The organism is Xylanibacter ruminicola Ga6B6 (genome assembly GCF_000687715.1).
GTDB classification, from domain to species: Bacteria; Bacteroidota; Bacteroidia; order Bacteroidales; family Bacteroidaceae; genus Prevotella; species Prevotella ruminicola_B.
The window spans coordinates 190,970-216,123 of record NZ_JHXD01000003.1 but is presented as its reverse complement, the minus strand read 5'-3'; the positions used below and the strand labels follow the sequence as shown (position 1 = coordinate 216,123).

General features: G+C 49.6%; 21 protein-coding genes. 10 read left to right on the top strand and 11 right to left on the bottom strand.

Annotation, left to right across the window (positions count from 1 at the left end):
• The 5 genes from ade to T500_RS16275 all read right to left on the bottom strand — a co-directional run bounded on the left by ade (position 1) and on the right by T500_RS16275 (position 3,700).
• Complete coding sequence (gene ade / locus T500_RS0103700; RefSeq protein ID WP_028906986.1) at positions 1-1,665, bottom strand: adenine deaminase; 1,665 nt, start codon at positions 1,663-1,665, stop codon at positions 1-3.
• Positions 1,666-1,695: 30 nt separating this feature from the next.
• Entirely contained in the window at positions 1,696-2,070 is a 375-nt protein-coding gene (locus T500_RS0103695; RefSeq protein WP_036908357.1) for a hypothetical protein, read from the bottom strand.
• Positions 2,071-2,084: 14 nt separating this feature from the next.
• A complete protein-coding gene (locus T500_RS0103690; protein ID WP_028906984.1) occupies positions 2,085-2,864 on the bottom strand; it encodes a Fic family protein in 780 nt (259 codons plus the stop codon).
• A 103-nt stretch (positions 2,865-2,967) separates the two neighbouring features.
• The gene (locus tag T500_RS16820) at positions 2,968-3,069 is read right to left on the bottom strand and encodes a smalltalk protein (RefSeq protein WP_155267419.1); all 102 of its coding nucleotides are present in this window, start codon (positions 3,067-3,069) and stop codon (positions 2,968-2,970) included.
• 70 nt (positions 3,070-3,139) lie between these two features.
• Positions 3,140-3,700 carry a hypothetical protein gene (locus T500_RS16275; protein WP_051611856.1) on the bottom strand — a complete coding sequence of 187 codons (561 nt, stop codon included), beginning with the start codon at positions 3,698-3,700 and terminating at the stop codon, positions 3,140-3,142.
• A 451-nt stretch (positions 3,701-4,151) separates the two neighbouring features.
• On the opposite strand from T500_RS16275, the gene T500_RS0103680 reads away from it, so the two are divergent.
• The 6 genes from T500_RS0103680 (at position 4,152) to T500_RS0103655 (ending at position 9,358) form a co-directional block, all read left to right on the top strand.
• Positions 4,152-5,042: a hypothetical protein gene (locus T500_RS0103680; RefSeq protein ID WP_028906983.1), complete on the top strand. Its 891-nt coding sequence runs from the start codon at positions 4,152-4,154 to the stop codon at positions 5,040-5,042.
• 191 nt (positions 5,043-5,233) lie between these two features.
• Positions 5,234-5,881, top strand: a complete 648-nt coding sequence (locus tag T500_RS0103675) for a hypothetical protein (protein ID WP_028906982.1) — start codon at positions 5,234-5,236, stop codon at positions 5,879-5,881.
• 122 nt (positions 5,882-6,003) lie between these two features.
• On the top strand, positions 6,004-6,330 hold the full coding sequence (locus tag T500_RS0103670; protein ID WP_028906981.1) for a hypothetical protein: 327 nt from the start codon (positions 6,004-6,006) through the stop codon (positions 6,328-6,330).
• Positions 6,272-6,607, top strand: a complete 336-nt coding sequence (locus tag T500_RS0103665; RefSeq protein WP_155267418.1) for a hypothetical protein — start codon at positions 6,272-6,274, stop codon at positions 6,605-6,607. The genes T500_RS0103670 and T500_RS0103665 overlap by 59 nt, the downstream gene beginning before the upstream one ends.
• 7 nt (positions 6,608-6,614) lie before the next feature.
• Positions 6,615-6,959, top strand: coding sequence for a hypothetical protein (locus T500_RS0103660; protein WP_028906979.1), 345 nt, complete (start codon positions 6,615-6,617; stop codon positions 6,957-6,959).
• Positions 6,960-6,961: 2 nt separating this feature from the next.
• A complete protein-coding gene (locus T500_RS0103655) occupies positions 6,962-9,358 on the top strand; it encodes a BT4734/BF3469 family protein (RefSeq protein WP_028906978.1) in 2,397 nt (798 codons plus the stop codon).
• 69 nt (positions 9,359-9,427) lie between these two features.
• Here T500_RS0103655 and T500_RS0103650 read toward each other — a convergent pair whose 3' ends face one another.
• The 4 genes from T500_RS0103650 to T500_RS0103630 form a co-directional block, all read right to left on the bottom strand.
• Complete coding sequence (locus tag T500_RS0103650; RefSeq protein WP_028906977.1) at positions 9,428-10,660, bottom strand: alpha/beta hydrolase; 1,233 nt, start codon at positions 10,658-10,660, stop codon at positions 9,428-9,430.
• A 156-nt stretch (positions 10,661-10,816) separates the two neighbouring features.
• Positions 10,817-12,544, bottom strand: a complete 1,728-nt coding sequence (locus T500_RS0103645) for an acyl-CoA dehydrogenase family protein (protein ID WP_028906976.1) — start codon at positions 12,542-12,544, stop codon at positions 10,817-10,819.
• 192 nt (positions 12,545-12,736) lie between these two features.
• Positions 12,737-13,759: an electron transfer flavoprotein subunit alpha/FixB family protein gene (locus tag T500_RS0103635; RefSeq protein ID WP_028906974.1), complete on the bottom strand. Its 1,023-nt coding sequence runs from the start codon at positions 13,757-13,759 to the stop codon at positions 12,737-12,739.
• Between the two features lie 9 nt (positions 13,760-13,768).
• The gene (locus T500_RS0103630) at positions 13,769-14,641 is read right to left on the bottom strand and encodes an electron transfer flavoprotein subunit beta/FixA family protein (protein ID WP_028906973.1); all 873 of its coding nucleotides are present in this window, start codon (positions 14,639-14,641) and stop codon (positions 13,769-13,771) included.
• 181 nt (positions 14,642-14,822) lie between these two features.
• Between T500_RS0103630 and T500_RS0103625 the strand changes: the two genes are divergently transcribed.
• Complete coding sequence (locus tag T500_RS0103625) at positions 14,823-15,545, top strand: hypothetical protein (RefSeq protein ID WP_080694779.1); 723 nt, start codon at positions 14,823-14,825, stop codon at positions 15,543-15,545.
• A gap of 7 nt (positions 15,546-15,552) precedes the next feature.
• Positions 15,553-15,927, top strand: coding sequence for a DMT family protein (locus tag T500_RS0103620; RefSeq protein WP_028906971.1), 375 nt, complete (start codon positions 15,553-15,555; stop codon positions 15,925-15,927).
• 4 nt (positions 15,928-15,931) lie between these two features.
• On the opposite strand, the gene sprA is transcribed toward T500_RS0103620, so the two are convergent.
• The gene (gene sprA, locus T500_RS0103615; protein ID WP_230580833.1) at positions 15,932-22,759 is read right to left on the bottom strand and encodes a cell surface protein SprA; all 6,828 of its coding nucleotides are present in this window, start codon (positions 22,757-22,759) and stop codon (positions 15,932-15,934) included.
• Between the two features lie 120 nt (positions 22,760-22,879).
• Positions 22,880-23,482 (bottom strand): Holliday junction branch migration protein RuvA, encoded by a 603-nt coding sequence (gene ruvA, locus T500_RS0103610; RefSeq protein ID WP_028906969.1) that lies wholly within the window; start codon positions 23,480-23,482, stop codon positions 22,880-22,882.
• Positions 23,483-23,685: 203 nt separating this feature from the next.
• On the opposite strand from ruvA, the gene T500_RS0103605 reads away from it, so the two are divergent.
• Positions 23,686-24,585, top strand: a complete 900-nt coding sequence (locus tag T500_RS0103605; protein WP_013064713.1) for a diaminopimelate dehydrogenase — start codon at positions 23,686-23,688, stop codon at positions 24,583-24,585.
• Positions 24,586-25,152, top strand: a complete 567-nt coding sequence (locus tag T500_RS0103600; RefSeq protein ID WP_028906968.1) for a phosphoribosylglycinamide formyltransferase — start codon at positions 24,586-24,588, stop codon at positions 25,150-25,152.
• Positions 25,153-25,154: the final 2 nt, after the last annotated feature.

Genomic DNA, 25,154 nt, shown 5'->3' with positions numbered 1-25,154 from the left:
TTAATATATTGCTTTAAAATTCTTTGTATCCATCAGGTGCTTGTCGGTCATCTTGATGTCGGGGATAACAGGCAAACACATAAATGCCATCGTGATAAATGGCGACTTCATCTGGCATCCAATCTTCTTCACCATCTCCTGTATGCACAGCGTACGGAAGGCTATCTCATGTCCACCCATCGGTGCCATCAGGCCGGCTATAGGCAGAGGTATGTCCATCATCTCATCTGCGCTTACCACCACCTGTCCGCCCTGCATCTCTACAATACGGTTAACGGCCTGCACGATGTACTCATCGCTCGAACCGATAGCCACGATGTTATGACAGTCGTGAGCCACCGAACTGGCTATGGCACCCTCCTTAACATCAAAACCGCGCACCAGTCCTACTATGGGTTTGGCACCAGGCACATAACGGTTGTACACCACAATCTTCTGCACCTCGGTCCAAGGATAATGCGAGTCAAACAGCGGGTTACCCGTCAACTTCACCTCCTCGTGCTCCGTTAGCAGACTGCCATCCGAGGTATGGATGATGTGAACATTATCGCCAGGCTTCAGGACGATGTCGATATCCTCGGCTGTGATGGGCATAGCCACGAAGTCATTAGGAAATTCGAAATCCAGGATATGTTCGTCCAGATCGCTGTGATTGGATAGCAGACAGGCATTATAGTTAAACGCCTCTACACCGCGTATCACCGTACTCTCCACGCGGAAGTGAGGTGTCAATCTATCGATGGTGATAAACGTGGCAGGATCGCCCACCTGTAGCAATCCCCAGTTCACGTTGTAATGCTTCTGGGCATTCACGCAGGCCACCTGTAGCACATCCCACAAGTCGTAGCCATCTACCAAGGCACGTTTCACTATCTGGTTGATATGTCCACGCACAAAATCATCAGGGTGACAATCATCCGTACACAACATCACCATATCTGGCCTCTCAGCTATCAACTTGCTCAAAGCCTGATAATCCTTGGCGGCACTACCCTCGCGTATAATCACCTTCATACCCGCATCTATGCAGGCACGCCCCTCGTCCAGCGTAGAGCACTCGTGGTCGGTGCTAATACCCGCATCGGCATACTGCTTGCGCTGGCTACCGGTCAATCCAGGTGCATGTCCGTCCACAGGCTTGCCATGGCGTCGTGCTGCATCTATCTTCTGCATCACCTCCTTTTCACCCGCCAGCACACCTAGATAGTTCATCATCTCCGCCAGAAAACCTATATCCTCGCGGGCCATCAGCACCTCGATATCCTTTGCATCTATCACAGCACCACTCGTTTCTATGTCGCCACCCACGGCAGGCACACAACTGGGTGCACCGAACAAGAAGTTGAACCGTGCCTCCTTTCCCGAGCGAATCATATAGTCTATGCCTTTTATGCCCAGCACGTTGCCTATCTCATGCGGATCGGCCACAACACCTATCGTACCATGACTCACCGCTATGCGCGCAAACTTATGAGGCACCATCATGCTACTCTCAATATGCACGTGACTATCTATAAAGCCCGGCATCACGTATCCCCAAGGCTTCTCCTGTTCAGGCAGTGTGCAGCGTTTCACTTCAGCTATTATGCCGTTATTGATAACCAGTTCGCCGTCGAAAATCTCGCGTCGCACCACGTCAACAATATGTCCTTTCACGCTGTTCATAGCTTTTCCTCCTTTATTATATAAAACGTCCTACCACCCTGATGGCAGCACGATGTTCTCCACTTCGTGAGCTTTGGCAAACAAGGGCGATATCTCCTCGTTGGTAAAACCTGCGATACCGCAACCTACACGAGTTACCAGGAACGTCAGGTCAGGTCGGGTTTTAGCAAACTCAATGAACTCATCCACATAGGGTTTGATGGCATCTACGCCCCCGTGCATGGTGGGAATGCCGTAGCTCTGTCCTTGCAGACCAACGCCCTGCCCCCAGATAGCACCAAACTTACGGTAGGCCAACAAGGCGGCCCCGCCACCATGCGCCCCAGCCAGGTTACTACCAAACACAAACACCTCGTTCTCACCAAGCTCCGTTATCCGCTCCGGCGTCACTTTTTTCTGTTCCATAAGCCTTATTCTTTTTAGAAAAACATGGTTGGGATGCTATTTTTGCGTTTTTGGGCAAGTTCGTCTTTCATACGCTTGATAGCGGTCTGGAAAAAGAACGACACCAAAAACTCGTCAGTACCCTCTGTACGGATTTTCTTTAATGCAGAGATGTAGGCCGAACGATCCTCAAGCTTCACAATCAACAAAGGATGACCGGCACGAAGCAAGATGAAGTTCGACAGCAAACGTCCTGTACGTCCATTGCCATCACGGAAAGGATGCAGATATTCGTAATAGCCATGAAACTTCGCTGCAACTATCATCGGATGCTGATTATTGTTGATAGCCTTTTGGGTAGATTCCATCAAACTAGGCACACGTGCTATCAGCGTTTCGTGGTCGCCAAATACCGTGTCGCCTGCCGCCATATCCTCAGTAGTATATTCGCCTGCAATGGCACCCTGAGCACGATAAGCAATGGTGTGCTCGGTTACCAAACGGTTAACCTCCTTCAGTAGAGTCTCATCAAAGGGATGCTCCAGGGTTTCAACCATATAGTCGAATGCACGGAAATGGTCGGCCATTTCGGTACACTCTAACAATGAACGACCAACAGGAATCATGGCCATGCCCTGTTCACGCAGAATACGAGTATCATCAACCGTAAACGAGTTTCCCTCGATAGCACATGAATGCGCAGAGAACAGAATCTCGTTATATTCCATCCACTGCTTCTTGCCCATCCTGTCGGCAATCTTCTGTTGATACTCCTTTCGGATGCTCTCGTATTCTTTTATTTCATCTTCAAACATCGCTGCAAAGATACAACTTTTTCTGGAATATAAACAAAAAAGCACAAAAAAATCGCAACAGGTTTTTGGCCTATTGCGATTCGTTACTTGGGGGTTGAGTTCTCTACGATGCAACACAGCTGGTGGCGCCGAGGGCGGTGACGATGGCTGTGGCGATGGATGCAATCATCTGGACGATGAACTTCAGTGTTTCTTTCTTACTCATAATGGTTTTAGGTTATATGGTTAATACTTTGTGTTTCATGGTAAAGTGGTGGGGCCGTAGCCCCTAACCACTAATTCATGTCGCTTCCTCCGCTTCCGGGATTGTTACCTCCACCGGTGTTACCGCCGGTGTTGCCGCCCTGACTGCTCGAGCCGCCACCACCGGTATTACCACCCGTAGTACCAGGCTTATCCTCCTCGGTCAACTGACCGGCCAACACCTCGGCATTTACAAACTCGGCCTTCTTGATAAACTCACGACTGGAGATGTTGGTCTCGGCCTCCTGATCGGGCAGGAATCGGATGTGGAGGGCCTTCAGGTTCTTCTGGGGCAAGAACTCCTCCTTCTTCTGGGCGCCACCCTTCTCGTTCTCCAAGGTGGTAAAGAAGATGCCCAGACCATCGATCTTGACGCGCTTAGAGTTCAGGAGCATCTCCAACAGACAGCTACGGAACTTCTCCAGCACTCCGAACACCACGTCGGGAGTGTAGATACTGCCGTGCTCGGCAATGTGGTTGGCCATCTTACGAGTGTTCAGGGTCTCGACGGTCTTGCTGTGGGCAAACCACTTACCGAAAATCTTCGAATTCTTGATGTTGTTTTGCTTTAACAGATAAAAGATCTTTGCCATAATGTGTAAAAGGTTTTAAATGGGTTAATTATTAAGTTTTACGATGCAAAGGTACTACTATAGAATGTAATCTACAAACTTTTTAGGCCTCCACTTAGTTAAACAGTGTTAACAGAAATCACCTACCACTTCGTGCCACACCATCCGTAACTTCATGATTTACGATCTAACGGAAATCGACACGATAAGTGCCGCCTCGTTCCGGACACGCAGTATCACAGTAACATAACCTAATTGCGTATTCTGCAGAAAAACTAGCTATATTGAATATTATATATATTAAATATATATAATATTTATAATACTATAATTATATATATTACCACCTATCGCCGCCTAACCTACTCGCAGTATCCTTATGTTACTGTGATACTGCGTGGAAACAGATACATAAGAACAAAAATTGCGCATAAATCTTGTATATTTAAGAATTTTGCAATACCTTTGCAATATGGAATATTACATATGCCCATTCAGGATAGCAAGCAGCGAGAAATGGTACACCCAGCCCGATGGGTTTCAACCACAGGAAGTCCTGGCGACAGTGACGCGAGATGACTTCCTACGACAAACCAAGAAATTACTATTCACTGACAAAAGTGGCAACCACATCTATTCGCACAAATACATATACCTGCCAAAGGATGGCATAGCCGTGCTTAAACTAGCAAATAGGTACGTAGATAGTGATGACGAAGAATTCTGGAAGAAACGGCCTTGGGAAGACCGGCTATTTACAGTTATCGTCATAGTCAGTAGAAAGGAAGGTACTTGTTTCTATGTTGAGGATAACGAACGTGCATTTGATAGGGTTGAAGACGTGGTAAAGATACTGTGCAGGGGGCTTAACCAAACTCTGTCGAGCCATCAACTATTTATAGGCTCCGATTACAACCTCATCAAGCAAACCGATAACTTCGCCCTGATGTCGGCTTGTGCCATCATCAACCAGCAACTTGAAGAATCGCTCAACCTGCAGTTTGGTACATGCGACGCGATGAAACATGATTACGACGAAAATGCCATATTAGCAGCACAACTGTTTACCAGCGCACTAACCGACCAACGTAAAGCCAGTATGGTTATATCGTTGCTCTACGAACTTACCAAAGGCAGAAAGGATAGGAAAGCGCTGATGTGCGGACTGCGGGCGGCGATGGATGCGGGGGTGATTGTAAAACCAAGCTACAACGATTTTATAACGGTGTTTAACTGTGGCAATCTGATATCAAAAGAGCAGTATAGCACTTATACCAACCCAAACTATAACGGATACAAGAAATACGAACTCTACAAAAACGCCTACATCAGATTCAAACAGATTAAGGAAGTAGTCATTTAAACGTCCCAAAACACTTAACTTTTTTGAATTTATCACAACTATTCTGGTCAAATCGGCACTGGGCTGAAATGACCAGTTATTTTATTTGCGCATATCGACCGAATGCTATATTTTTGCGACCGCATTGCAAAACAATAATTAAAAACCTGAGACAGGCATGGGCCCATTCTGTTTCTTAAACTTTAACAACAATGAAACAGAACAACAATGAAGTGCAGTACATCTGGCACGACGGGGCTACCATCCCCGAAAACCTGCTGATTAGCATGGCTAAGAATGCAGGCAGTTACGAATCGGCTAAAGGCTATCTGTTTTCGCTGATGGCTCACGGCCTTAACAACGGTATCGGCGATTATATATATAAGGTAAACGAGATACGCGATTTTTACCACGTGATGCCTATACCCATAGCCAAAGAGATGGCACAAAACGCCACCTGCAACCAAAGCAGCCCCACCGATCTGGCAAGAAAGCGCTACAAAGCCATGAACCTGGACTGCCGGAAACAGGTGGTAACCAACAGCCTGAACTTACTACTATCCCATTGCCGCAACCTATTCAACTCGAAAAATGACTGGATAGGCATCTACCTGGTAATCAAGGACAGGGTGAATGGCAGAATTAGCAAAACCCGATTCACCAAGCTGATGATGGATCTAACCCGCGACTGGTGGCCCCAAGAACTGCAGATTGGCGAACGCACACTGAGCAACTTTGGCCGATGCGTGCCCTACGAAGACCGACTGGAAGCCTACTACGATATGGAGCAGAACCCTTGGAGCGAGCTTTGCGACACCTATTGGAACATACTGATGCAACAGATTCTGACGCAGAACTGACGCCATTTATCGCCCATCGACGCATTTTTCGACGCGATTCTGACGCACTGACGCATCAGCCGCCCTACGTATTTACTTCTATCTATCTTTGCATCGTCAAAAAGAAATTAATACGAACAAGTATGAGAAAGATTGAAGAAAAAATCACGATTGAAACCAAGCCCAACGGCTATGCGTTGACAGTAAACGAGAAAGAGTATTTATACTTTAACACGTTGGATCTGGTTAAGGGTGTTTGCATTCACGTAGGATTGGGACGTAAGAGTCCAACCACCAAGTATGGACGCGATGCGATACTGAAGGCCATGGGCGATGGAAGTCTGGAGCGCAAGCTGCAGAAAGAGGTAAACGAACTGAAATCACAAGTGTTTAATTTAAAGAACGCGCTGCATGAAAGCAAAGAAGAACAAAAGGGGAATAACAGTCAAGAAGGGCTGTATCTCATGTAAGTGGAAAATGTACGATGGTGAGGGCAACCGCATCTGTACCCTGTTCCGAAACAACGAGAAAGGCTACTGCAACAAATGGCGCATGAGCAAAGCTCTAAGGTTCGCAGGAACACCATATGGCAACATCCATACCAAACCCTATCTGCGCTATGCCATGGAGATAGCACAGGACGAACAAAAGTGGATAGCCCAAGGTTACAACATCACCCTCACCCCGATCGAAGAGATGCGAAAGAACTATCTAAAAGAACATAAAACTTATAATATTGATTTTTAACTAACTTATGAAAAAGAAATTTATCAACATTCAGGACATCACTGCAGTCATGAACCGCGCATCGAGAGGCCTTACCATTGAGGGCGTCATGTTTATCGACAAGAACACGCACCAACTGACGTTCAAACCCTACAACCTGGCCAAGTATCACCCCGGCTACTACCAGCGCACTAAGCCCATGCTGATTAAGAAACTACCATGGGGAGCGCTTAAACAGAGTATTCGCAACAACATTCTGCGAGTGAGCGTACCACAGGATCTGGGAACAGCGCAAACCATAGCCATCTTTAACCAGCATGTAGCCGAGGCCAACGATGCGCTGATTGATTTGGAACTTAAAGAATTTTGCTAATTATGGGATTTTGTTATCAGAAAAACTTTAGTAATCCTACGTTGCCTGTAGACGAGGCCCAGTTTTGGGCCCTCGTCAAGGCGACCCGATGGAACGAGAACATTGACAAGTACCGCGAAACTGGCGATGCAGCCTTGAAACGCAAGTTGCCTGCCTTTATCTTCCAGGCTATGTTTTGCGAAACCACATCGAAAGCGGGCAAAACTGGTGCCTGGCGCAAACAGAGTGCCACGCAATTAACGGGATTGGTGGTGATGGACATCGACCATGTCGAAAAACCTCGTGAGGTATTCGACCAATGGAGATTAGGCACGGATGAACACGGCTTTATAAATAAAGACGCGGCTGGGAGAATACTTTTGGTGTATATAACGCCTAGCGGGAAAGGGCTGAAAGTTGTGTTTAAAGCTGATGTGGCAGTAGGCAACCTGATTGACAACCAGCATGCCATGGCCAAGGTGCTTGGGGTGGAGGTTGACGAGAGTTGCAAGGACGCTAGCAGAATGAGTTTTATTTGTAAAGAATCTGACATTTTGTATTTGGATAAAGAACTTTTTACCTATGAGAACAAGGAATTTGCTGAGCGATATACTGCTCTATATCGAGACGGTCGTAGCCAGGCTACGAGAGAGGATGAATTAGGCACGAATTACGCGAATTTACGCGAAGAAAATAAAATTCGTGATAATTCGTGTAATTCGTGCCAAAAACAATTCAAAGGGGTTGCGTATTCGGAGATTATTGATGAGTGGTGGCGGCAGAATGGAGGACTGCCACAGGAGGGCGAGAGGAATGTGAAACTGTACCAGTTGGCGGTGAGTTTGAGGGCCATTTGCGACAACAACCGACAGTTGCTGATGGAGATTATGCCACGCCTGGGACTAAGCGAAGAGGAGGTGCGCAGTATTGTGGAGAGCGCCTGCAAGGAGACACCAAAAGGTCTGTCAAAAGCCATGAGGAGTGTGCTGGAGGGTAATAAGAATCCGTCTGAACAATCTGAACACGATATCGACCAATGGCTGTGGGATTGGGGCGAGCAGATTGAGGGGCTGTTTGACGACTTCCCGATACTGCGCGACATTTGCAAGGGATTGAAGCGCAACCAGTATGCCTCGGCCTTGTTTGTGAGTGGCGGTTTTATGATGACACTGATGACGCGATGCCGCTACCGCTTTTATCATCGACCAGAAGAACTGCGACGCCTGAACTGCGAGGTGATGGTGATTGGCGATCCTGCCAGCGGTAAGAGTTTTGCCACGCGCTTGTATAAACTGCTGATAGCCCCGATTATCGCCGCCGATCGCATAGGCAAGGATGCCATCAACGCCTATCGCGAACAGATGAAAACCAAAGGCGCCAACAAGGAAAAGCCTAAGAAGCCTAAAGTGGTGGTACGTGTGCACCCAGCCCGCACCAGTAACGCCCAGTTTATTCAGGACATGGTGAACGCTGTAGAAGAGGTGGATGGCGAACCCATGCAGTTGCATATGTTTACCTTCGACACCGAGTTGGACAACACCCTGAGCATACAGAAAGGTGGCTCGTGGATTGATAAGCAATCGTTGGAGCTGAAAGCTTTCCACAATGAGGAGGATGGCCAGGCTTACTCGAACATGGACTCGGTGATTGAGAACTTCTCCGTAACCTGGAACTTTATATACACTGGCACGCCCCTGGCATTGAAAGCAAAGATTAACGAGCGAAACTTCGGTAGCGGACTGGCCACACGATTAACCTGCATCCCATTGCCGCCCACTAACTTTGAAATGATGACTCGTGAAAGCGTGGTTGACTGTGAGAGCGACCATCGCCTGAAGGAATGGGGTGAGAAGCTGGACCGTACGAAGGGTGTGCTGAGTGTAGAGAAGATTGTGGATGAGCTGTATGACTGGACGGCACGTCGCATGGCCGATGCCAAGGAGAACAACAGCAAAGCCGAGGAGATGCTGCTGAAGCGTTGTGCCTACCACGGACTGAACTTTGCCGCCCCATTCATCGTGATACGCCACTGGGAGCAGATGCATCAGGATGGTGCCTACTACTGCGGCGAGTTTGAGACCGACGAGGTAGATTGGAAGTTGGCTGAGCTAATCGTCAACATACAGTACGCCTGTCAGCGGCACTACTTCCTGGCTTTGGCTGAGAAGTATTTCGACGACCAGATGCGTGATGCCTTAACTACCACGCATAGAAGACAGAAAACCTACGACGGTTTTAACCGTTTGCCCGAGGAGTTTGCGGTTGACGACGTGATGACTTGCTTTGCCATCTCGAACCCCACGGTAGCCCGTGTAAAAATCAGCCGACTGATGAAAGACCATCTGATTGAAAAGACAGATGAGTTTGTTGACAACGGTACCACAAAAGCCATCTACAGGAAGGTTGGTGCCATGTGTTAATCGCAGTATCACAGTAACATAAAAAAAAATCGCAACAGAATTTTTATCTGTTGCGACTTTTTATGGGGATTACTTAAACAGCAACTGGGCGAACTGGTAGAGGCTGCGGCGCCAAGTCTGCCACTCGTGAGCGGTCTCGGGTGAGATGTATGAGTGGGCGTTGATACCAATCTTCTTCAGGCCCTCAGCGGCGTTAATCACGCTACCCTCGCCTTCGGCCATACCCTTCTCCTTACCACCGGCACTCATAAACAGCACCTTGTTGGTTGCCTTGAAATCGGGTACGTCGGTGAGCTCGTCGGCACCAATGGTACCACCACTAAAGATACCTACGTAAGCAAAGGTCTTAGGATTGTTGAGGGTGATGCCGTGGGTCTGCATACCACCCATCGACAAACCTGCCATGGCGCGATGATCGGCATCGGCAATCACACGGTAGTTCTTCTCAACCATAGGGATGATATCCTTAATGAGCACCTCTTCGAAAGCACCACCCATGCGGCGGGCCATCTTAGCAAAGTCGGCACCGCTCATGCGGGGGCGCTGACCGCCTGCTGGACGTGCTCCACCCTGTGGACGCTGACCGCCTGCTGGGCGTGGACCCTGTGGACGGAAGCCACCAAAGCCCTGAGGCTGCTCGCCTGGCTTGCGGGCGTTCAAACCATTGTCCATGAAGATGATGAAAGGCACGGCCTTGCCGGCGGCAATGAGGTTATCCATAATGATACCTGTCTTACCCTGAGCACCCCAACCGGTCTCGTTCTCGCCCATACCATGCTGCAGATAGAGTACTGGGAACATCTTAGTGGGGTTGGCATAATACTCGGCGGGCAGATAGATATAGCCGTGACGCATCTGCTGGGTTACTGATGAATAGTAGTAAACCTCGTTAACAGAGCCCTGAGGCACGTTCTTGACGGTATAGAAATCCTCGTCGGCGGCAGGGATATCGATACCACTACCCCAACGGCTGGCTCCGTAATAGTATTTGCTGCCTGGATCGGGTACTGAGGCACCATCGATGTTGAGCTGATAGTAGTGGAAGCCCTCGTCCTGTGGAGCCGACTCACCAGTCCACACACCGTTAGCATCCTTCTTCATCTCGTACTTCACACCACCGATGTCGAGCTTAACGCTGTTAGCCTCGGGGGCCGAAATCTGAGCGCGAACCATGCGCTGTGAATTTACCATGGGATACTGTTTTCCCTCCTGATTAGTACTTGCAGGCTTAAAGTCTTCAGTTACTTGGGCACTTGCCGATACAGCCACAAAAGCTGCCATTAATAAAAGAGTTTTCTTCATAAGTTTATAACAATTGTTAGGTTTATTATGTTACTTGTTTGACACCCGAGAGGGCAAAAAGTAAAATGCGGCGAGCGATAGTTAATGAAGATTAACAAATAAAAAAGAGCACCCTTATGCAGGATGCTCTATTTATAATAGCGTTGGGGGGATTGCTTACTCAGCAGTCTCCTCGTCGTTAGCACGGAAGTTCTCGAGGTCCTCAACCTGGAAAGCCTTGATGTAAGCGGCCTTACCAAGGATATCCTCCTCGGCCATGCGAACATATACGTTAGCGCTCTTTGCGAACAGCTCAGGAGCCTTAGCAGCATCGCGAAGGATGAGCAGACACATCACGAGCTCGGCTGTCATGTCGTAGAGACGGCGAGCCAGGAAGTCGTGAGCATCCTGATTGTCGAGAGCCTTAACAGCGGCGAGAGCCTCCTCGTAAACGGGGATGAGCTTCTCAACACGTGCCTTGAGAGCAGCGTTAGCCTCAGCAGGCAGTGCAGCCAGCATGTCCTTGATGTTGTTGAGCATAGTGCCGTTGGTGATGTAGCGGATAGCAGCTACAACCTGCAACTGAGTGGTACCCTCGTAGATAGAGAAGATACGTGCGTCGCGGAACAGGCGCTGGCTCTTGTACTCCATGATGAAACCTGAACCACCGTGGATGCTGATAGCATCGTAAGCGTTCTGGTTAGCGTACTCTGAGTTCATACCCTTGGCCAGTGGTGTGAATGCATCGGCCAGGCGCTGGTACTTCTTCAGCTCCTGCTTCTCCTCGGGAGTGAGCTTGCGGTCGCGCTCGATATCCTCCAAGCACTTGTAGATATCAACGTAAGCGGCTGTCTCATACAGCAGTGAACGACCAGCATCGAGCTTAGCCTTCATGCGAGAGAGCATATCGTAAACAGCGGGGAAGTTGATGATCTTGTCACCGAACTGCTGACGCTCCTTAGCGTAAGCCAAGCCCTCGTTGTAAGCCTCCTGCTCAACACCTACACTCTGTGCGGCGATACCCAGACGGGCACCGTTCATCAGAGCCATCACGTACTTGATCAGACCCAGACGTGTGCTACCGCAGAGCTCGGCCTTAGCGTTCTTATAGGTGAGCTCACAGGTAGGTGAGCCGTGGATACCCAGCTTGTGCTCGATGTGACGAACATCAACACCGCCCTGGCGCTTGTCGTAGATGAACATTGACAGACCACGTCCGTCCTTAGTGCCCTCCTCAGAACGGGCCAGCACGAGGTGGATGTCGCTATCACCGTTGGTGATGAAGCGCTTAACACCGTTCAGGCGCCAGCAGTTCTCCTTCTCGTCGAAGGTGGCCTTCAGCATCACGCGCTGCAGGTCGGAACCAGCATCAGGCTCGGTCAGGTCCATACTCATACCCTCACCAGCGCAAACGCGTGGGATGTACTTCTGGCGCTGCTCCTCTGAACCGAACTCGTACAGAGTGTCGATACAGCTCTGCAGGCTCCAGATGTTCTGGAAACCGGCATCAGCAGCAGAAATCATCTCAGAGAGCATTGAGAATACTGCGTTAGGCAGGTTCAGACCGCCGTAACGGCGAGGCATTGATACACCCCACAGACCAGCCTTACGGGTGGCGTCGAGGTTCTCGTAAGTCTTAGAGGCGTAGATCATACGACCGTTCTCGAGGTGTGGACCTTCGAGGTCGACGCTCTCAGAGTTTGGCTCGATGATATTGGCAGCCACGTCGCCAGTGATGTCGAGAATCTGCTTGTAGTTCTCGATGGCATCGCCCAAGTCAACGGGAGCATAGTCATATTCCTTTGCATCAGCAAAGCCTTTTTCCTTCAGCTCAACGATACGAGCCATCAGGGGGTGGTTCAAGTAGAACCCGATCTCAGGATGATCGCTATAATAGTTTGCCATAATTATTCTTTGTTTTCTTGATTCTTCTTATATATTCTACCTCCTATTCTTACACCAACAGGGATGCCGCAAGCATAAGCACAGAGGTTTACCAGTGCAGCAACTTCATTCTGGTCTATCGTCATCATGTAATAGGATATACCGAGCAGTATGATGGTACAGAGAATGAGGAAATAATCTAAAGCTTTCATCTTACTTTGAGTTCTGCTTGTAATACTTGATCAACTTTGGAACAACCTCCTCAACGGTACCAACAATCACGTAGTCGGCAATCTTGTTGATAGGAGCATCGGGATCGCTGTTTACAGAGATAATGATACCAGAATCCTGCATACCAGCGATGTGCTGAATCTGTCCAGAGATACCACAGGCGATGTACACCTTGGGGTGAACGGTAACACCTGTCTGACCAATCTGACGGTCGTGATCCAACCAGCCAGCGTCAACAGCGGCACGAGAACCACCAACCTCACCATGCAGCACCTTAGCCAACTCGAACAGCTGGTCGAAGTTTTCCTTGCTACCCATACCATAACCACCGGCTACAACGATAGGTGCACCCTTCAGGTTGTGCTTAGCAGCCTCAACATGGTGATCGAGAACCTTTACTACGAAAGCCTCAGGGCTTACATACTTGCTTACCTCAGGATAAACAACCTCCTTGCGGCACTCGCCATCGTACAGGGCCTTCTGCATAACGCCAGAGCGTACAGTAGCCATCTGTGGACGGTGGTCGGGGTTAACGATGGTAGCTACGATGTTACCACCGAAAGCAGGACGAATCTGATAAAGCAGATTCTCGTATGTCTTGTTGTTCTTCTTATCCTCGAAAGGACCAATCTCCAGCTCTGTGCAGTCGGCAGTCAGACCAGAGGTCAGAGATGACGATACACGTGGACCGAGGTCGCGACCGATAACGGTAGCACCCATCAGGCAGATCTGAGGCTGCTCCTCCTTGAAGAGGTTAACCAGAATATCAGTGTGGGGAGCTGAGGTGTAAGGGAACAGGTCCTTAGCGTCGAAAACAAACAGCTTGTCAACACCGTAAGGCAGAATCTGATCCTCGACCTTACCCTTGATGCCAGTACCAGCAACAATGGCGTGGAGCTCAACCTTGAGTTCATTGGCGAGCTTGCGACCCTTGGTCAACAGCTCCTGAGATACTTCCTGTACCTGAGTACCTTCAATTTCGCAATATACAAATACGTTGTTCATATCTCTTTTTTAGCCAATAATCTTCTCATCCAACAATTCTTTGATCATTCCCTCGATATCAGCATCAGAAGCCGTCAAAGTCTTCGACTCCTTAGCCTGGAACACGATGTTCTTGATGGCCTTAACCTTGGTAGGTGAGCCACTCAAACCGCACTGGTTTACATCGCCATCCACGTCGGCCACGCTCCACTGGTTGAGTGTGAGCTCAGGGCGCTGCTCGTACAGATAGTCGTAGGCAGTACCCTCGGCAGGACGCTCCATAGGACAGGTAGCGCGCTTGTACTTCATCACCAGCTTAGAATTCTGGGGGCGACAAGGAGCAGCGCTTCCGTTAACTGTGATAACAACAGGCAGAGGAGCCTCTACGGTCTCAACACCACCGTCGATCACACGCTTGATGGTTGCCTTACCATCCTTTACTGAGAGAACCTCCTCAGCGTAAGTTACCTGGTTGAGACCCAGCTTCTGAGCCACCTGAGGACCTACCTGAGCGGTATCACCGTCGATAGCCTGACGGCCACCGATTACGATGTCGACATCGCCAATCTTCTTGATGGCAGTAGCCAACGCATAAGAAGTAGCGAGGGTATCAGCACCAGCGAAGAGACGGTCGGTAAGCAACCAACCAGTATCAGCGCCACGATATAATCCCTGACGGATAATCTCACCTGCACGTGGAGGACCCATCGTGAGGATTCCTACTGTTGAGCCTGGGTTCTGCTCCTTCAAGCGAAGGGCCTGCTCCAGGGCATTCAAATCTTCTGGATTGAAGATGGCGGGAAGGGCTGCACGGTTTACGGTGCCTTCGGCAGTCATTGCATCCTTACCCACGTTACGGGTGTCTGGCACTTGCTTGGCCAGCACAACAATCTTTAAAGCCATATTTATTAATAATGTGAATGAAATTTCAAAATCGGCTGCAAAAATACACTTTTTTGAGCATACAGCCAAATAAAATGCACAAAAATACGCCGAATGTGCACAAATCGAGCAATTTGTGCAATTAAATAAGTACGAAAGTTTGCTTAATTATGCCAAAATGTTGTAATTTTGCAGCCGAAAAATGAATATTGAGATGAAAAAGTACATATTTATTGCTTTTGCGTGCCTTTTTGGCACCGTTACCATCCAAGCGCAGGACAAGGTAGAAACAACAGTAGAGGCCGACGTGGTAAGTCAGTATATCTGGCGTGGTATGGACTTGGGACATGTATCGTTACAGCCCACACTGGCCGTGAGTTACAAGGGATTAACACTCGAAGCATGGGGCAGCGTAGGACTGACCGATAGTAACGACACACGCGAGTTTGACGTGACCTTGAAATACACCACCGGCGGATTTAATTTCGGCATTGGCGACTATTGGTTTAACGAGGGTCTTGACCCGCAGAACCGCTATTTCCGTTACAATGCACACTCAACCAATCATGTGTTCGAGGCCAACATAGGTTACGACTTCGGTCCGTTGGCATTGCAGTGGTACACCAACATTGCGGGTAACGATGGCTTTACCTGCTGCGATCATCGCGCCTACAGCAGTTACATAGAGGCTACGGCTCCCTTTAAGCTGGGTGGTTGCGACTGGCAGGCCACAGTAGGTGCCGTGCCCTTCTACACCACCTTTTACGATGCCGAGGGATTTATTATAAATAATGTGACACTGCGTGCCGATCGCGACATCAAGATTACCGACCACTTCAGTCTGCCCGTGTTTGCCCAGATTACAGGCAATCCAGCCAGCGAGCACGCCTATTTTGTATTTGGATTTACGTTAAAAGCATTCTAAAAACATTATGACAAACGGAATATATACCATCGTACTGCTCATTCTGAGCAATGTGTTTATGACCTTCGCCTGGTATGGTCATCTGCGCCTGCAACAGTCGGGCATTTCGAGCAACTGGCCACTGTACTTAGTGATTGCCTTTTCGTGGGCGATAGCTTTCTTTGAGTACTGCTGTCAGGTACCTGCCAACCGCATCGGATTTATTGACAATGGCGGTCCGTTCAACCTGGTACAACTGAAGGTAATCCAGGAGTGCATATCGCTGGTAGTGTTTGCCGTGATTGCCAACTTCTTTTTCCAGCACGAGCAACTGCACTGGAACCACGCCGCCGCGGCACTCTGTCTGGTGATGGCGGTGTACTTTGTATTTATGAAACCGTAAAAGTTTATCGGGTTAACGAGAACTTCATCGATAAGCCAAAATCGTGCGTCGTTGTGGGATAGCTATTGCTTGACAACAACGGCGTATTTGTTTGTGTATCGTAATAAGCCGTGAGGGTGAGCAAGCGCGAGAGTGTGTAATCGGCCATAAACGAGAGTTTGAAGGCAGAGTTACCACTGGATGCCGACGACACACCCGAGGCGATATCGCGGGTGATAGCCGCCTGCTTGCGCAACGAGATATCGAGGCGCAGGTTCAGGTCGTGGTTTACACCGGTTTTCCTAGAGGAACTAGAAGTTCTAGTCTGGCTAGAGCTACTAGAATTATTCGACTTTCTTGGGTTCTGGGCTTTGCTGATGGTGCGGTTACCCTTGGCGCCAAACAAGTTAAAGTCGCGAATTTTATAAGCCAGACCAACCACCCAGTCCTTACTGAGCGACTCGTTGAGCTGAATGCTGGTCATCGAGAGGTTGAGCACACGGGTGGTGCGGTACTCCAGCTTTGCCGTGAGGTCGTTCTGGAAGGTGGCATCAACACCCAACAGGGGCGAGAAGGCCTCGTTGATGCTCACGGTAGAATAGCTGGTGTTGACGTAGCTACCCACACTGTACACGCTCTTATACGCATGGTTCAGGTTCAGACTCTTCAGGTGCTCCTTTACCCAGGCCAGTTTCGACAGTCCGCCATAACGCACACTCCAGTTGGGTAACAAGCGAGCGAGCGACGGGAAGATGGCCAACGACTTGCCTGCACCCGAGGTATAGGACGACAGGAAAGCCGGGATAAGCACCTGGGGCGAATACTCCTCGCCTACCCTTTGCTGGAACTCAGGAATGAGCTCGCGGAAATGCTCGAAAGCGGCCGAACGATAGCCGTTGTTGGCATTGCCCATGCCTGCCAGTGCCCCTCGCAACGAAATGGTGGTGATATTAAACGTACCACTCAAGGTGGTGGGCATGCCATCGTACATGTACTGCACACTCTTGGCACGGGTATCGGTACGCGAGGCCGTGAGGTCGATCTTCAGGTCGCGGATAGGCTCGAGTACCGCCTTTATCTGCAGATCCTTACTGGTGTTGATATTGGCAGGGGTGGATACGCTATCAATCTGCAACAGCCAGTTACGACCGAGAGCTTTATCGATATAGCCATCGCCCATCAGTCCAAAGGCAAAATCCAGTCCTGGTGTCAGCAATCCATCGGTACGGTTCTGACCCAACATATCGCCCACATTGGGCATAAAGCCTGGCAACAGCATCGAATACTGAGTGCGATAGCTGATGTTCATACTACGTAGCATCATAAGCACACGCAGGGGGCCTTTGTTGCTCTTGTTGGCCTTTTGCAGAGCGGGGATGTGGTTATAGAGGGTGACGAAATTAAGCGCCACATTCATGTTTACCTGACGGTTGCTGGTGATGGTGTTACCAAGGCTGGTACCATCCTCTAACTCGGTACCACGCACCCAGGTATAGCGACCGCTATACGAGGCATCGGCATTTACCCAATCGAAGATGGGCAGTTTGTTGAGCGGGAACTGGTACGAGGCGGTTACCTGTTGCTGGTAATCGAGCGGTGTACCCCAGTTGCGGATGCTCTGTTTCACCGAGTCCTTCCAGGCCACATACTGATCGGGATACAAGTCCTTGTTAATCGGCGTATAGGGCTCTTCGATCTCGGCACGGGTGGCCGACTGGAAGGTAAAATGCAGGTTCTTGGTAAAGTCCCATCGCAGGGAGAAATCACGGTTCCACAGGAACTGCTCGGAGAATGTAAGTGGCAGGTTCTGATTCTCCAGACTCTCCAGATCGCGCTCCTGCAGTTCGTAGTAGTTACGCGTCATCTCGGTATTGAACGAGATGCTCTGGGGCAGGTAATTCAAGCCTATCGATTTGGGGAAGTTGAGCCACTTCGACTTACCCTTGAGCTTCTTAAATGGCTCCCAGGTTTTATATACTGGCGAGTAAGTGTAATTCAGGGCGCCACGCCACTGATCTTCCTTCTCGTAAACGGTGGTCTTACCCGAGGTGTTACGATGAGCATGACTATACGAGAACGAGAAGTTGGCGGGGTCGTAAGGCATGGGGTGACGCTTGGTTTTCAAGCCCCAGCGCAGGTTCGACAACGAGAAGTTGGTGTTACGTGTTTTGGTAACGGCAATGCTCTCGATACTATCACGCTCGTGCTGGTTGGCGGCACTCTCCAAGGCATCACTCAGGCGCATATCCGAATCGAGCGGGTTATAACGTGGGCGCACCTCCTCGTGACTCACCGAATAATACAATGGCGCGCTCACCTTGGCCTTATCAGGGAAGAACTTACCCAACTCTAACTGGGCGGTAAACGAGTACTCTTTCTGGGTGTCGGTAGAGCGTTGCATCACACTCTCCTCCAGTCCGCCAAAGCCATCACTGATATATCGGCCCGAGAGGTTCACGGTACCGAAATCAGACAGTTGCACGTTCATGGTGCCCGATGCCGCCCAACCGCCATTGTTGTTGGCATCCATCAGGCGGAGTTCGTTCACCCATACCTCGCCCGACTTCACCTGGTCGGAGATGTTACGCACACCAATCATCATCACCTTCACCTCGCCCAAGGTGGGGTTACCCTGCACACGCACCGTGTTGTTAGGTTTTCGTGGGTCGGGCTCGGAATATACCTGATTAAAGCTACCGATGCCCTGTGCCTTGGCCTGGTTGCGGGCTTTCTTCAGCTTGGTGAACACATCAAGATTGATATCCAGCATGTTCTCTTCGGGCCACACCATCCGTCGATCGGCCGTGGCATACTTGCTATAATCGCTACGATCGGGGGTGAGCGAGAGGGGAATCTCGTATTCGTAGTAGTTATTCTTGTAGTCGCTACCCATACGCACAAACACGGCCAACTGGCCGTTCTGCAACTGGGTGGCATCGGGCACCAGGTGGTTGGCATGCACAAACATCTGCATGTGCTTGTACTGGCGCAGGTCGAGGTTCATATTACGGTAAACGGCCTTCGACTCGCCATGCTGCAAATCCTTCACCACCATATCGAGCGACTGCTCGTTGTTCTCAACCAACTGGGGCTGTGAGGGGTCGGTAACACGACTGATACCTGGGGGCAACACGTAGTTAACGGGTGTTTTATCGTTGTTCTCCTCGATATTCACGGCACTCACCTCGATGGTTCCACCTTCGGCACCTGTGCCCAAACTCTGCTTATACACACGCCACTCGCCACGTACCAGATCGAGCGAACCGAATCGCAGTACGATAGGTTTCTGGAACCCCGTCATAAACATACGCATAAAACGTACACTGGTAAAATCGCTGATGCTACCCACCTTACGCTCGTACTCGGTAAGCGGAATGCGGAACTGGTACCAGTTAACGCTGGTGGTATCGCCGTTACGCAACTTCACACTACTGGTACGCATATCGGTAATAAAGCAATCGGCGGGGGGTACACCATTGCGATAGGCATCGAGTATCTCGGGACTGATGCGCACCTTGTACTGGTAGTAGCGCTCGTACTCGTTCAGGGTGTAGTCCTGGTTGATATCCTCTACATCGGGGCCACTCTTATAGCTGGTATCATAACTCTCGGTCTGGTCCTCAGTCTCGGGCGAGTTACCCTGTGGGTTGTTGATTCGCTTGTAACGTTCGAGGATGCTCTTGCGCTCGTTGTCGAAATCGGTGCCACGATAGTAGTGATAATCGTCGCCTGCAGGGTCCTGTCGCCAGGCTTGCAGAGTACTGTCGTTGGTGACGATACCACCCACGGCATTCAACCAATCGTGGTAGGCACCATACTGTTGCTCCTCTTCATCCGTTAAGCCGTTGTAACCCACATCCTGCTTTTTACGCGAGCCGGTGGTGGTGGCAAAGGCATAGGTCTGGGTGGCCTGCACGGGTATCTTTCCCCACTGGATAGTGGTAAAATTGTTACTGCCATCCACGGGCATGCCACTCTCGTAGAATTTCTTGCCATCACGCAGGATATCCTCGGATATCTCACCCAGGTTAAAATACAAGTCGCCAGCATAATCCGAGGCCCTACCCTCCTCACGGGTGTAGATGAACGGATCGAGCAACCAGAACTCGATATACTCGATGTTGGCCTGCTCAAAGTCGTTGGTATCAATCTTACGCATCATACCACCCCACTTGGTTTCGGGCTGTTGCAGGGTACCATCGCTGTTCAAGCCCAACGAGAGGTTGTAAGGACCACGCTCCTGGGGGTAGTAAGCCAGGTTAAGAATAGGCAGTGTTGAGGTGGCGCCATTATAGGTGCTCTGGTCGCGGTTAGGATAGAGTTCCTTGACGTACACCTCGCGCACATAGTGGTTGGAGAGCTGATTCAGGTCGCTCTTGATATGGGCAGGGGTGAGCGTAGAACTGCGACGGGTGAAGATAGGATCGACATTATACCAAGCCAGCAGGGCACGGTTATAGCCACTGGTAACGCCCGTTTTATCGCCACTCTCGGGGAACATCGAGGGCACACTCGAGAGTGTCCACTCCTTGGGGTTACTCATATCCAGATAGCTCTTGGTATTCTCGAAATCATCCACATACGAGGCGTTGTCCTGTGTGCCACGGGCACGACCGGCTATCAACTGGGCAAACTCGCCTGTAAACGATATGTGCGAGGGTTCTTTTACATGCAGGAAAGGTATTTTGTTGAGCATGGTGGTGAGCCACTGACTCTCCTGTTTCCAGTTTACGCTCAGGCCCCAGATAGTGTTGCTCAGGGGTTCCTCGCCCATGGTTACCTTCGAGGTGAGGGCCTGCTCACTGAGGTGCATCAGCGTACCACCGATAGTGAGACTCTTGGAGAGTTCGTACTCCCAGTTGACGCCTAACATGGTTTTGCGCTGCATACCGTATTCGGTGTCCGACTCGAGCGACACGTTCACGTTGGTGCCCGCATCGATAATACTCTGGTTCAGGATGGTTACCTCACCAGCCGAATAATCTACCGAATAATCGGAGCCTTCGGTAAGTACCACGCCACCTGCCGTTACCACCACCGAACCATGGGGCACGTTCATGGCACCCAACGAAATGACATTGGCCGACGAGCCTTTATACTGGCCCACCAGCATGTACTTATCCTTCTCGGCTATCAGCTTGGCCACCGTCTTGGTTGAGTCGTACAGTTCGCTGAACACATATTTCTCGGCCTCGGATGCTGGCAAACCGTTCTTCTGCAACTGTTGGCGCAGGTAGGCACCGAAAGGTTCGGCAGAAGGCAGGAATACACGACCATCGCTTACGGTGTAGCCCTCAACAAAGTCGAAGTAGCCGTTAGAATGCAGTTTGTTGTTATTATCCAGACGGTCGCAACCCAGCATTTTTAAAAGCGTGGTGTTTTTCACACGCTGGTCGGGGATATAGGTGAGATACACACCTGCGGTATCGCTCTGGAACTTGATATCCAGACGGAACTTGGTTTTCTCGACCTTCGAAGCCAGATAATACACGTTTTTCATCATCAGCTTCCAGTTGGATTGCGAAGGATTATTCGAGGTATTCTTCAGCGACTTTACAAAGAGTGCCTTGGAGGTCTCAGTGATATCTGCGGCAAACTCGCCCACCTTATAGGTCACGCCCCCCGAGGTGAACTCGTAAGCCACGGCCAGCACCTGATCGGTCTGGAGTCCGCTCTTCAGTGAGATATAACCCAAGGCCTTGTTTACTGAGTATTCCGACGAGGTGAGCAAGCGGGCACTGGCCAGTTTCTCGTAATCGCGACCACTCTCAAAATCAGGCATACCGGCCAGTACGCTATTGGTCTGGTCGATATCACGTGCATCGGCATACTGGGTGGTCAGGGCATTATACAAGTTGTTAGCGGCATTATCAGGCACACGCTGCGAACCCTCACCCAAGTCGGCTACCGCCACAATGTTACGGGTATTCGAGGTGGTTCCGGTCTTATTGGTTACCCAAATCTCCACACGGGTTATCTCGATACCGGTAGTGAGGTTTGGCAGGGTGCTCATGGCCTGATCGTAACGGTTGCGAAAGTAATGCGACAGGAAGAAATGACGGTTCTCCTCGTAATCGGCCACATCCAGTTCGAAAGCAGTGGTTTGTGTGCCACCTTTCGATGAGACGCTCTTGGATGATGATTTCTTCTGCGAGAGCACGGTCTGGAGTTTCAGTCGGCCGAACTGCATATCGGTACGCACACCAAACAAACTGCTGGCACCTTTTACCAACGAGTTGTTGCTGGGGAAGGTGATGTTACCAGCCTCGACCAGTTTGATAATCTCGTCCTCCTTACCCTCGTACTTCAACTTCAGGTTCTGGGCATCGAAATCAAACGTGGCATCGGTATTGTAGTTCAGGTTCATGTTCACCTTATCACCCACTTTTCCGTTCAGGTTCAGATTCACCTTCTCGTCGAAATCAAACGAGGTGGTTTTACGGTTACGGATGGGCAGTGAGGGGTTATCAATCTTCTTGATGTTACCACCAATCTTCAGTTCGGCGGTACCCTGGGTTTTGATACGCACACCACCAGGACCAAAAATCTTCTCGGCTGGTCCCAGGTCGAAATGCATATCCATCAGGTCGAACTTATCCTTACCGGCATTCTGAGTGTTCTCTTCGTTTTTCTTGTGAAAGAAATCGTGCAGGGCACGTTTCTCAACATACTGACGATACTCCTCGGGTGTCATCAGTGTGGGCACATTCAGATACGAATCACCCATTTTCTGTCCGATGTAGTAAACGTTCAGCGAATCGTTATACTCCACCGTTTCGCGGATATTGTCGGGCATCTTCAGATAGTTCTTCGTCTGCGCATACGCTCCCGCGCACGCGAACAAAGCCACCATCAGTAATCCTACAATCCGCTTCATATCCAAAGATAATTGGCACGAATTACACGAATTTCACGAATTTATGTCGCGAATATAATTATTCGTGTTAATTCGTGTAATTCGTGCCTATATTTATCACTTGATTTGCTTAAGGGCGAGTTTTACGACTTCCTCAACAGGGGCATTGGGTTGCGACTGGAGGATTTGGAGCACCACCTTCTGAGTGGGTGCTGGGGCAAAGCCAAGCATAGTGAGTGCCGCAATGGCCTCGTCCTTTACCTGATTGTTGACAGGTGCCGCTATCTGTCCACCTGCAGGAATCTCGTCCGAGATACCCAACGTTACTATCTTATCCCTCAGATCAACGATGATACGCTGGGCCGTCATCTTACCAATGCCCTTAATGCCTTGTATCAACTTGGCATTACCCGTTGAAATGGCATTACAAAGCTCGGCCACACTCATGCCCGAGAGCATCATACGTGCTGTGTTGGCACCCACGCCACTCACAGTTATCAACAACAGGAACATCTCGCGCTCCTTCTTGTTTACAAAGCCAAACAACACGTGCGCATCCTCGCGAATAGCCTCGTAAACGTAGAGTTTAACTTCCTTCTTTCCCTGTATCGCACTGAATGTATTCAGTGATATGTTCAGACCATAGCCTACACCACACGCCTCGACAGTTGCTAAAGCAGGGGTTAACTCGGTCAGTTCTCCCTTAATGTATTCAATCATAAACTTACTATTTTGTATATATACATCTAAATAAACGTAGAAACCTTACAATTTATTGTATTTTAAGGCAAGAAAGTTTCAATTCGTCACAAATTGAAAGTTTTTAGATAATTTTCACGTCAAATAGTTACGTAATTCGAGATAAAAGCATTACTTTTGCAACCGCAAACATAGAAAATAATCATCAAAAGAATAAATAAAACATGAAGAAAATCAGAGCAGCCGTAGTAGGTTACGGCAACATCGGTAAGTATGCGCTTGAGGCTCTCGAGACCGCTCCCGACTTTGAAGTAGCTGGTATCGTGCGTCGTAATGGCGCTGAGAACAAGCCCGCCGAGCTGGCACAGTATGAGGTTGTGAAGGATATTCGCGACCTGAAGGATGTAGACGTAGCTATCCTCGCTACCCCAACACGTAGCTGTGAGGAATATGCTAACCAGATTCTGCCATTGGGCATCAACACTGTTGACTCTTTCGATATCCACACACAGATTCGTGGCTATCGTGAGCGTCTGATGAAGTTGAACAAAGAGACAAACACTGTTAGTGTGATTGCCGCAGGATGGGATCCAGGTTCTGATTCAATCGTACGCACCCTGATGCAGAGCTTGGCTCCAAAGGGTCTGAGCTACACCAACTTCGGTCCTGGTATGTCGATGGGCCACAGTGTATGCGTACGTTCTAAGGAGGGTGTTAAGAATGCACTGAGCATGACTATCCCCTTGGGCGAGGGTATCCACCGCCGTATGGTATATGTAGAGCTGGAAGAGGGCGCTAAGCTCGAAGAGGTAACAAAGGCTATCAAGGCCGATCCATACTTCGCTTCTGACGAGACTCACGTGTTCCAGGTAGAGAGCGTTGACGACGTTCGCGATATGGGACATGGTGTAAATCTGGTACGCAAGGGTGTGAGCGGTAAGACTCAGAACCAGCGTCTGGAATTCAACATGAGCATTAACAACCCTGCACTCACTGGTCAGGTTCTGGTAAACGTTGCTCGTGCCTCTATGCGTCTGCAACCCGGATGCTACACAATGGTAGAGATTCCTGTCATTGATATGCTGCCTGGTGACCGTGCCGACCTTATTGAGCATCTGGTATAAATGAACATTGCGATTTTCGTATCAGGTGGCGGTACCAACTGCGAAAACCTGATTAAATATTTTGCTGGCTCCGAGCGTGTGAATTGCGCGCTCGTAGTCAGCAATAAGTTTGATGCCTACGCTCTGGTTCGTGCCGAGCGTTTGAATGTGCCAACAGCTGTAACACCTAAAGCCGAACTGAACGACCCTAAAGTAATGCTACCTCTGCTGAAGAAGTACGACATTGATTTTATCGTATTGGCAGGCTTTCTGCCTCTGGTGCCAACCTTCTTGATCGACGCTTATCCACACCGCATTATCAACATCCACCCCGCTCTTTTGCCAAAGTATGGTGGAAAAGGCATGTGGGGGCGCCATGTGCACGAGGCGGTGAAAGAGGCTGGCGAAACCGAGACGGGTATGACAGTACACTGGGTAACTCCTGTGTGCGATTCTGGTGAGATTATCGCCCAATACAAAGTGGCCCTCTCGCCCGAAGACACCGTTGACGACATCGCAGAAAAAGAACACCTATTGGAAATGAAATACTTCCCCAAGGTTGTTGAGGAAGTATTAAACAAGCTGTAAAG

Coding starts and splice junctions, on each gene's coding strand:
- ade (WP_028906986.1), bottom strand. CDS start 1,665: ATGAACAGCGTGAAAGGACATATTGTTGACGTGGTGCGACGCGAGATT.
- T500_RS0103695 (WP_036908357.1), bottom strand. CDS start 2,070: ATGGAACAGAAAAAAGTGACGCCGGAGCGGATAACGGAGCTTGGTGAG.
- T500_RS0103690 (WP_028906984.1), bottom strand. CDS start 2,864: ATGTTTGAAGATGAAATAAAAGAATACGAGAGCATCCGAAAGGAGTAT.
- T500_RS16820 (WP_155267419.1), bottom strand. CDS start 3,069: ATGAGTAAGAAAGAAACACTGAAGTTCATCGTCCAGATGATTGCATCC.
- T500_RS16275 (WP_051611856.1), bottom strand. CDS start 3,700: ATGGCAAAGATCTTTTATCTGTTAAAGCAAAACAACATCAAGAATTCG.
- T500_RS0103680 (WP_028906983.1), top strand. CDS start 4,152: ATGGAATATTACATATGCCCATTCAGGATAGCAAGCAGCGAGAAATGG.
- T500_RS0103675 (WP_028906982.1), top strand. CDS start 5,234: ATGAAACAGAACAACAATGAAGTGCAGTACATCTGGCACGACGGGGCT.
- T500_RS0103670 (WP_028906981.1), top strand. CDS start 6,004: ATGAGAAAGATTGAAGAAAAAATCACGATTGAAACCAAGCCCAACGGC.
- T500_RS0103665 (WP_155267418.1), top strand. CDS start 6,272: ATGAAAGCAAAGAAGAACAAAAGGGGAATAACAGTCAAGAAGGGCTGT.
- T500_RS0103660 (WP_028906979.1), top strand. CDS start 6,615: ATGAAAAAGAAATTTATCAACATTCAGGACATCACTGCAGTCATGAAC.
- T500_RS0103655 (WP_028906978.1), top strand. CDS start 6,962: ATGGGATTTTGTTATCAGAAAAACTTTAGTAATCCTACGTTGCCTGTA.
- T500_RS0103650 (WP_028906977.1), bottom strand. CDS start 10,660: ATGAAGAAAACTCTTTTATTAATGGCAGCTTTTGTGGCTGTATCGGCA.
- T500_RS0103645 (WP_028906976.1), bottom strand. CDS start 12,544: ATGGCAAACTATTATAGCGATCATCCTGAGATCGGGTTCTACTTGAAC.
- T500_RS0103635 (WP_028906974.1), bottom strand. CDS start 13,759: ATGAACAACGTATTTGTATATTGCGAAATTGAAGGTACTCAGGTACAG.
- T500_RS0103630 (WP_028906973.1), bottom strand. CDS start 14,641: ATGGCTTTAAAGATTGTTGTGCTGGCCAAGCAAGTGCCAGACACCCGT.
- T500_RS0103625 (WP_080694779.1), top strand. CDS start 14,823: ATGAATATTGAGATGAAAAAGTACATATTTATTGCTTTTGCGTGCCTT.
- T500_RS0103620 (WP_028906971.1), top strand. CDS start 15,553: ATGACAAACGGAATATATACCATCGTACTGCTCATTCTGAGCAATGTG.
- sprA (WP_230580833.1), bottom strand. CDS start 22,759: ATGGTGGCTTTGTTCGCGTGCGCGGGAGCGTATGCGCAGACGAAGAAC.
- ruvA (WP_028906969.1), bottom strand. CDS start 23,482: ATGATTGAATACATTAAGGGAGAACTGACCGAGTTAACCCCTGCTTTA.
- T500_RS0103605 (WP_013064713.1), top strand. CDS start 23,686: ATGAAGAAAATCAGAGCAGCCGTAGTAGGTTACGGCAACATCGGTAAG.
- T500_RS0103600 (WP_028906968.1), top strand. CDS start 24,586: ATGAACATTGCGATTTTCGTATCAGGTGGCGGTACCAACTGCGAAAAC.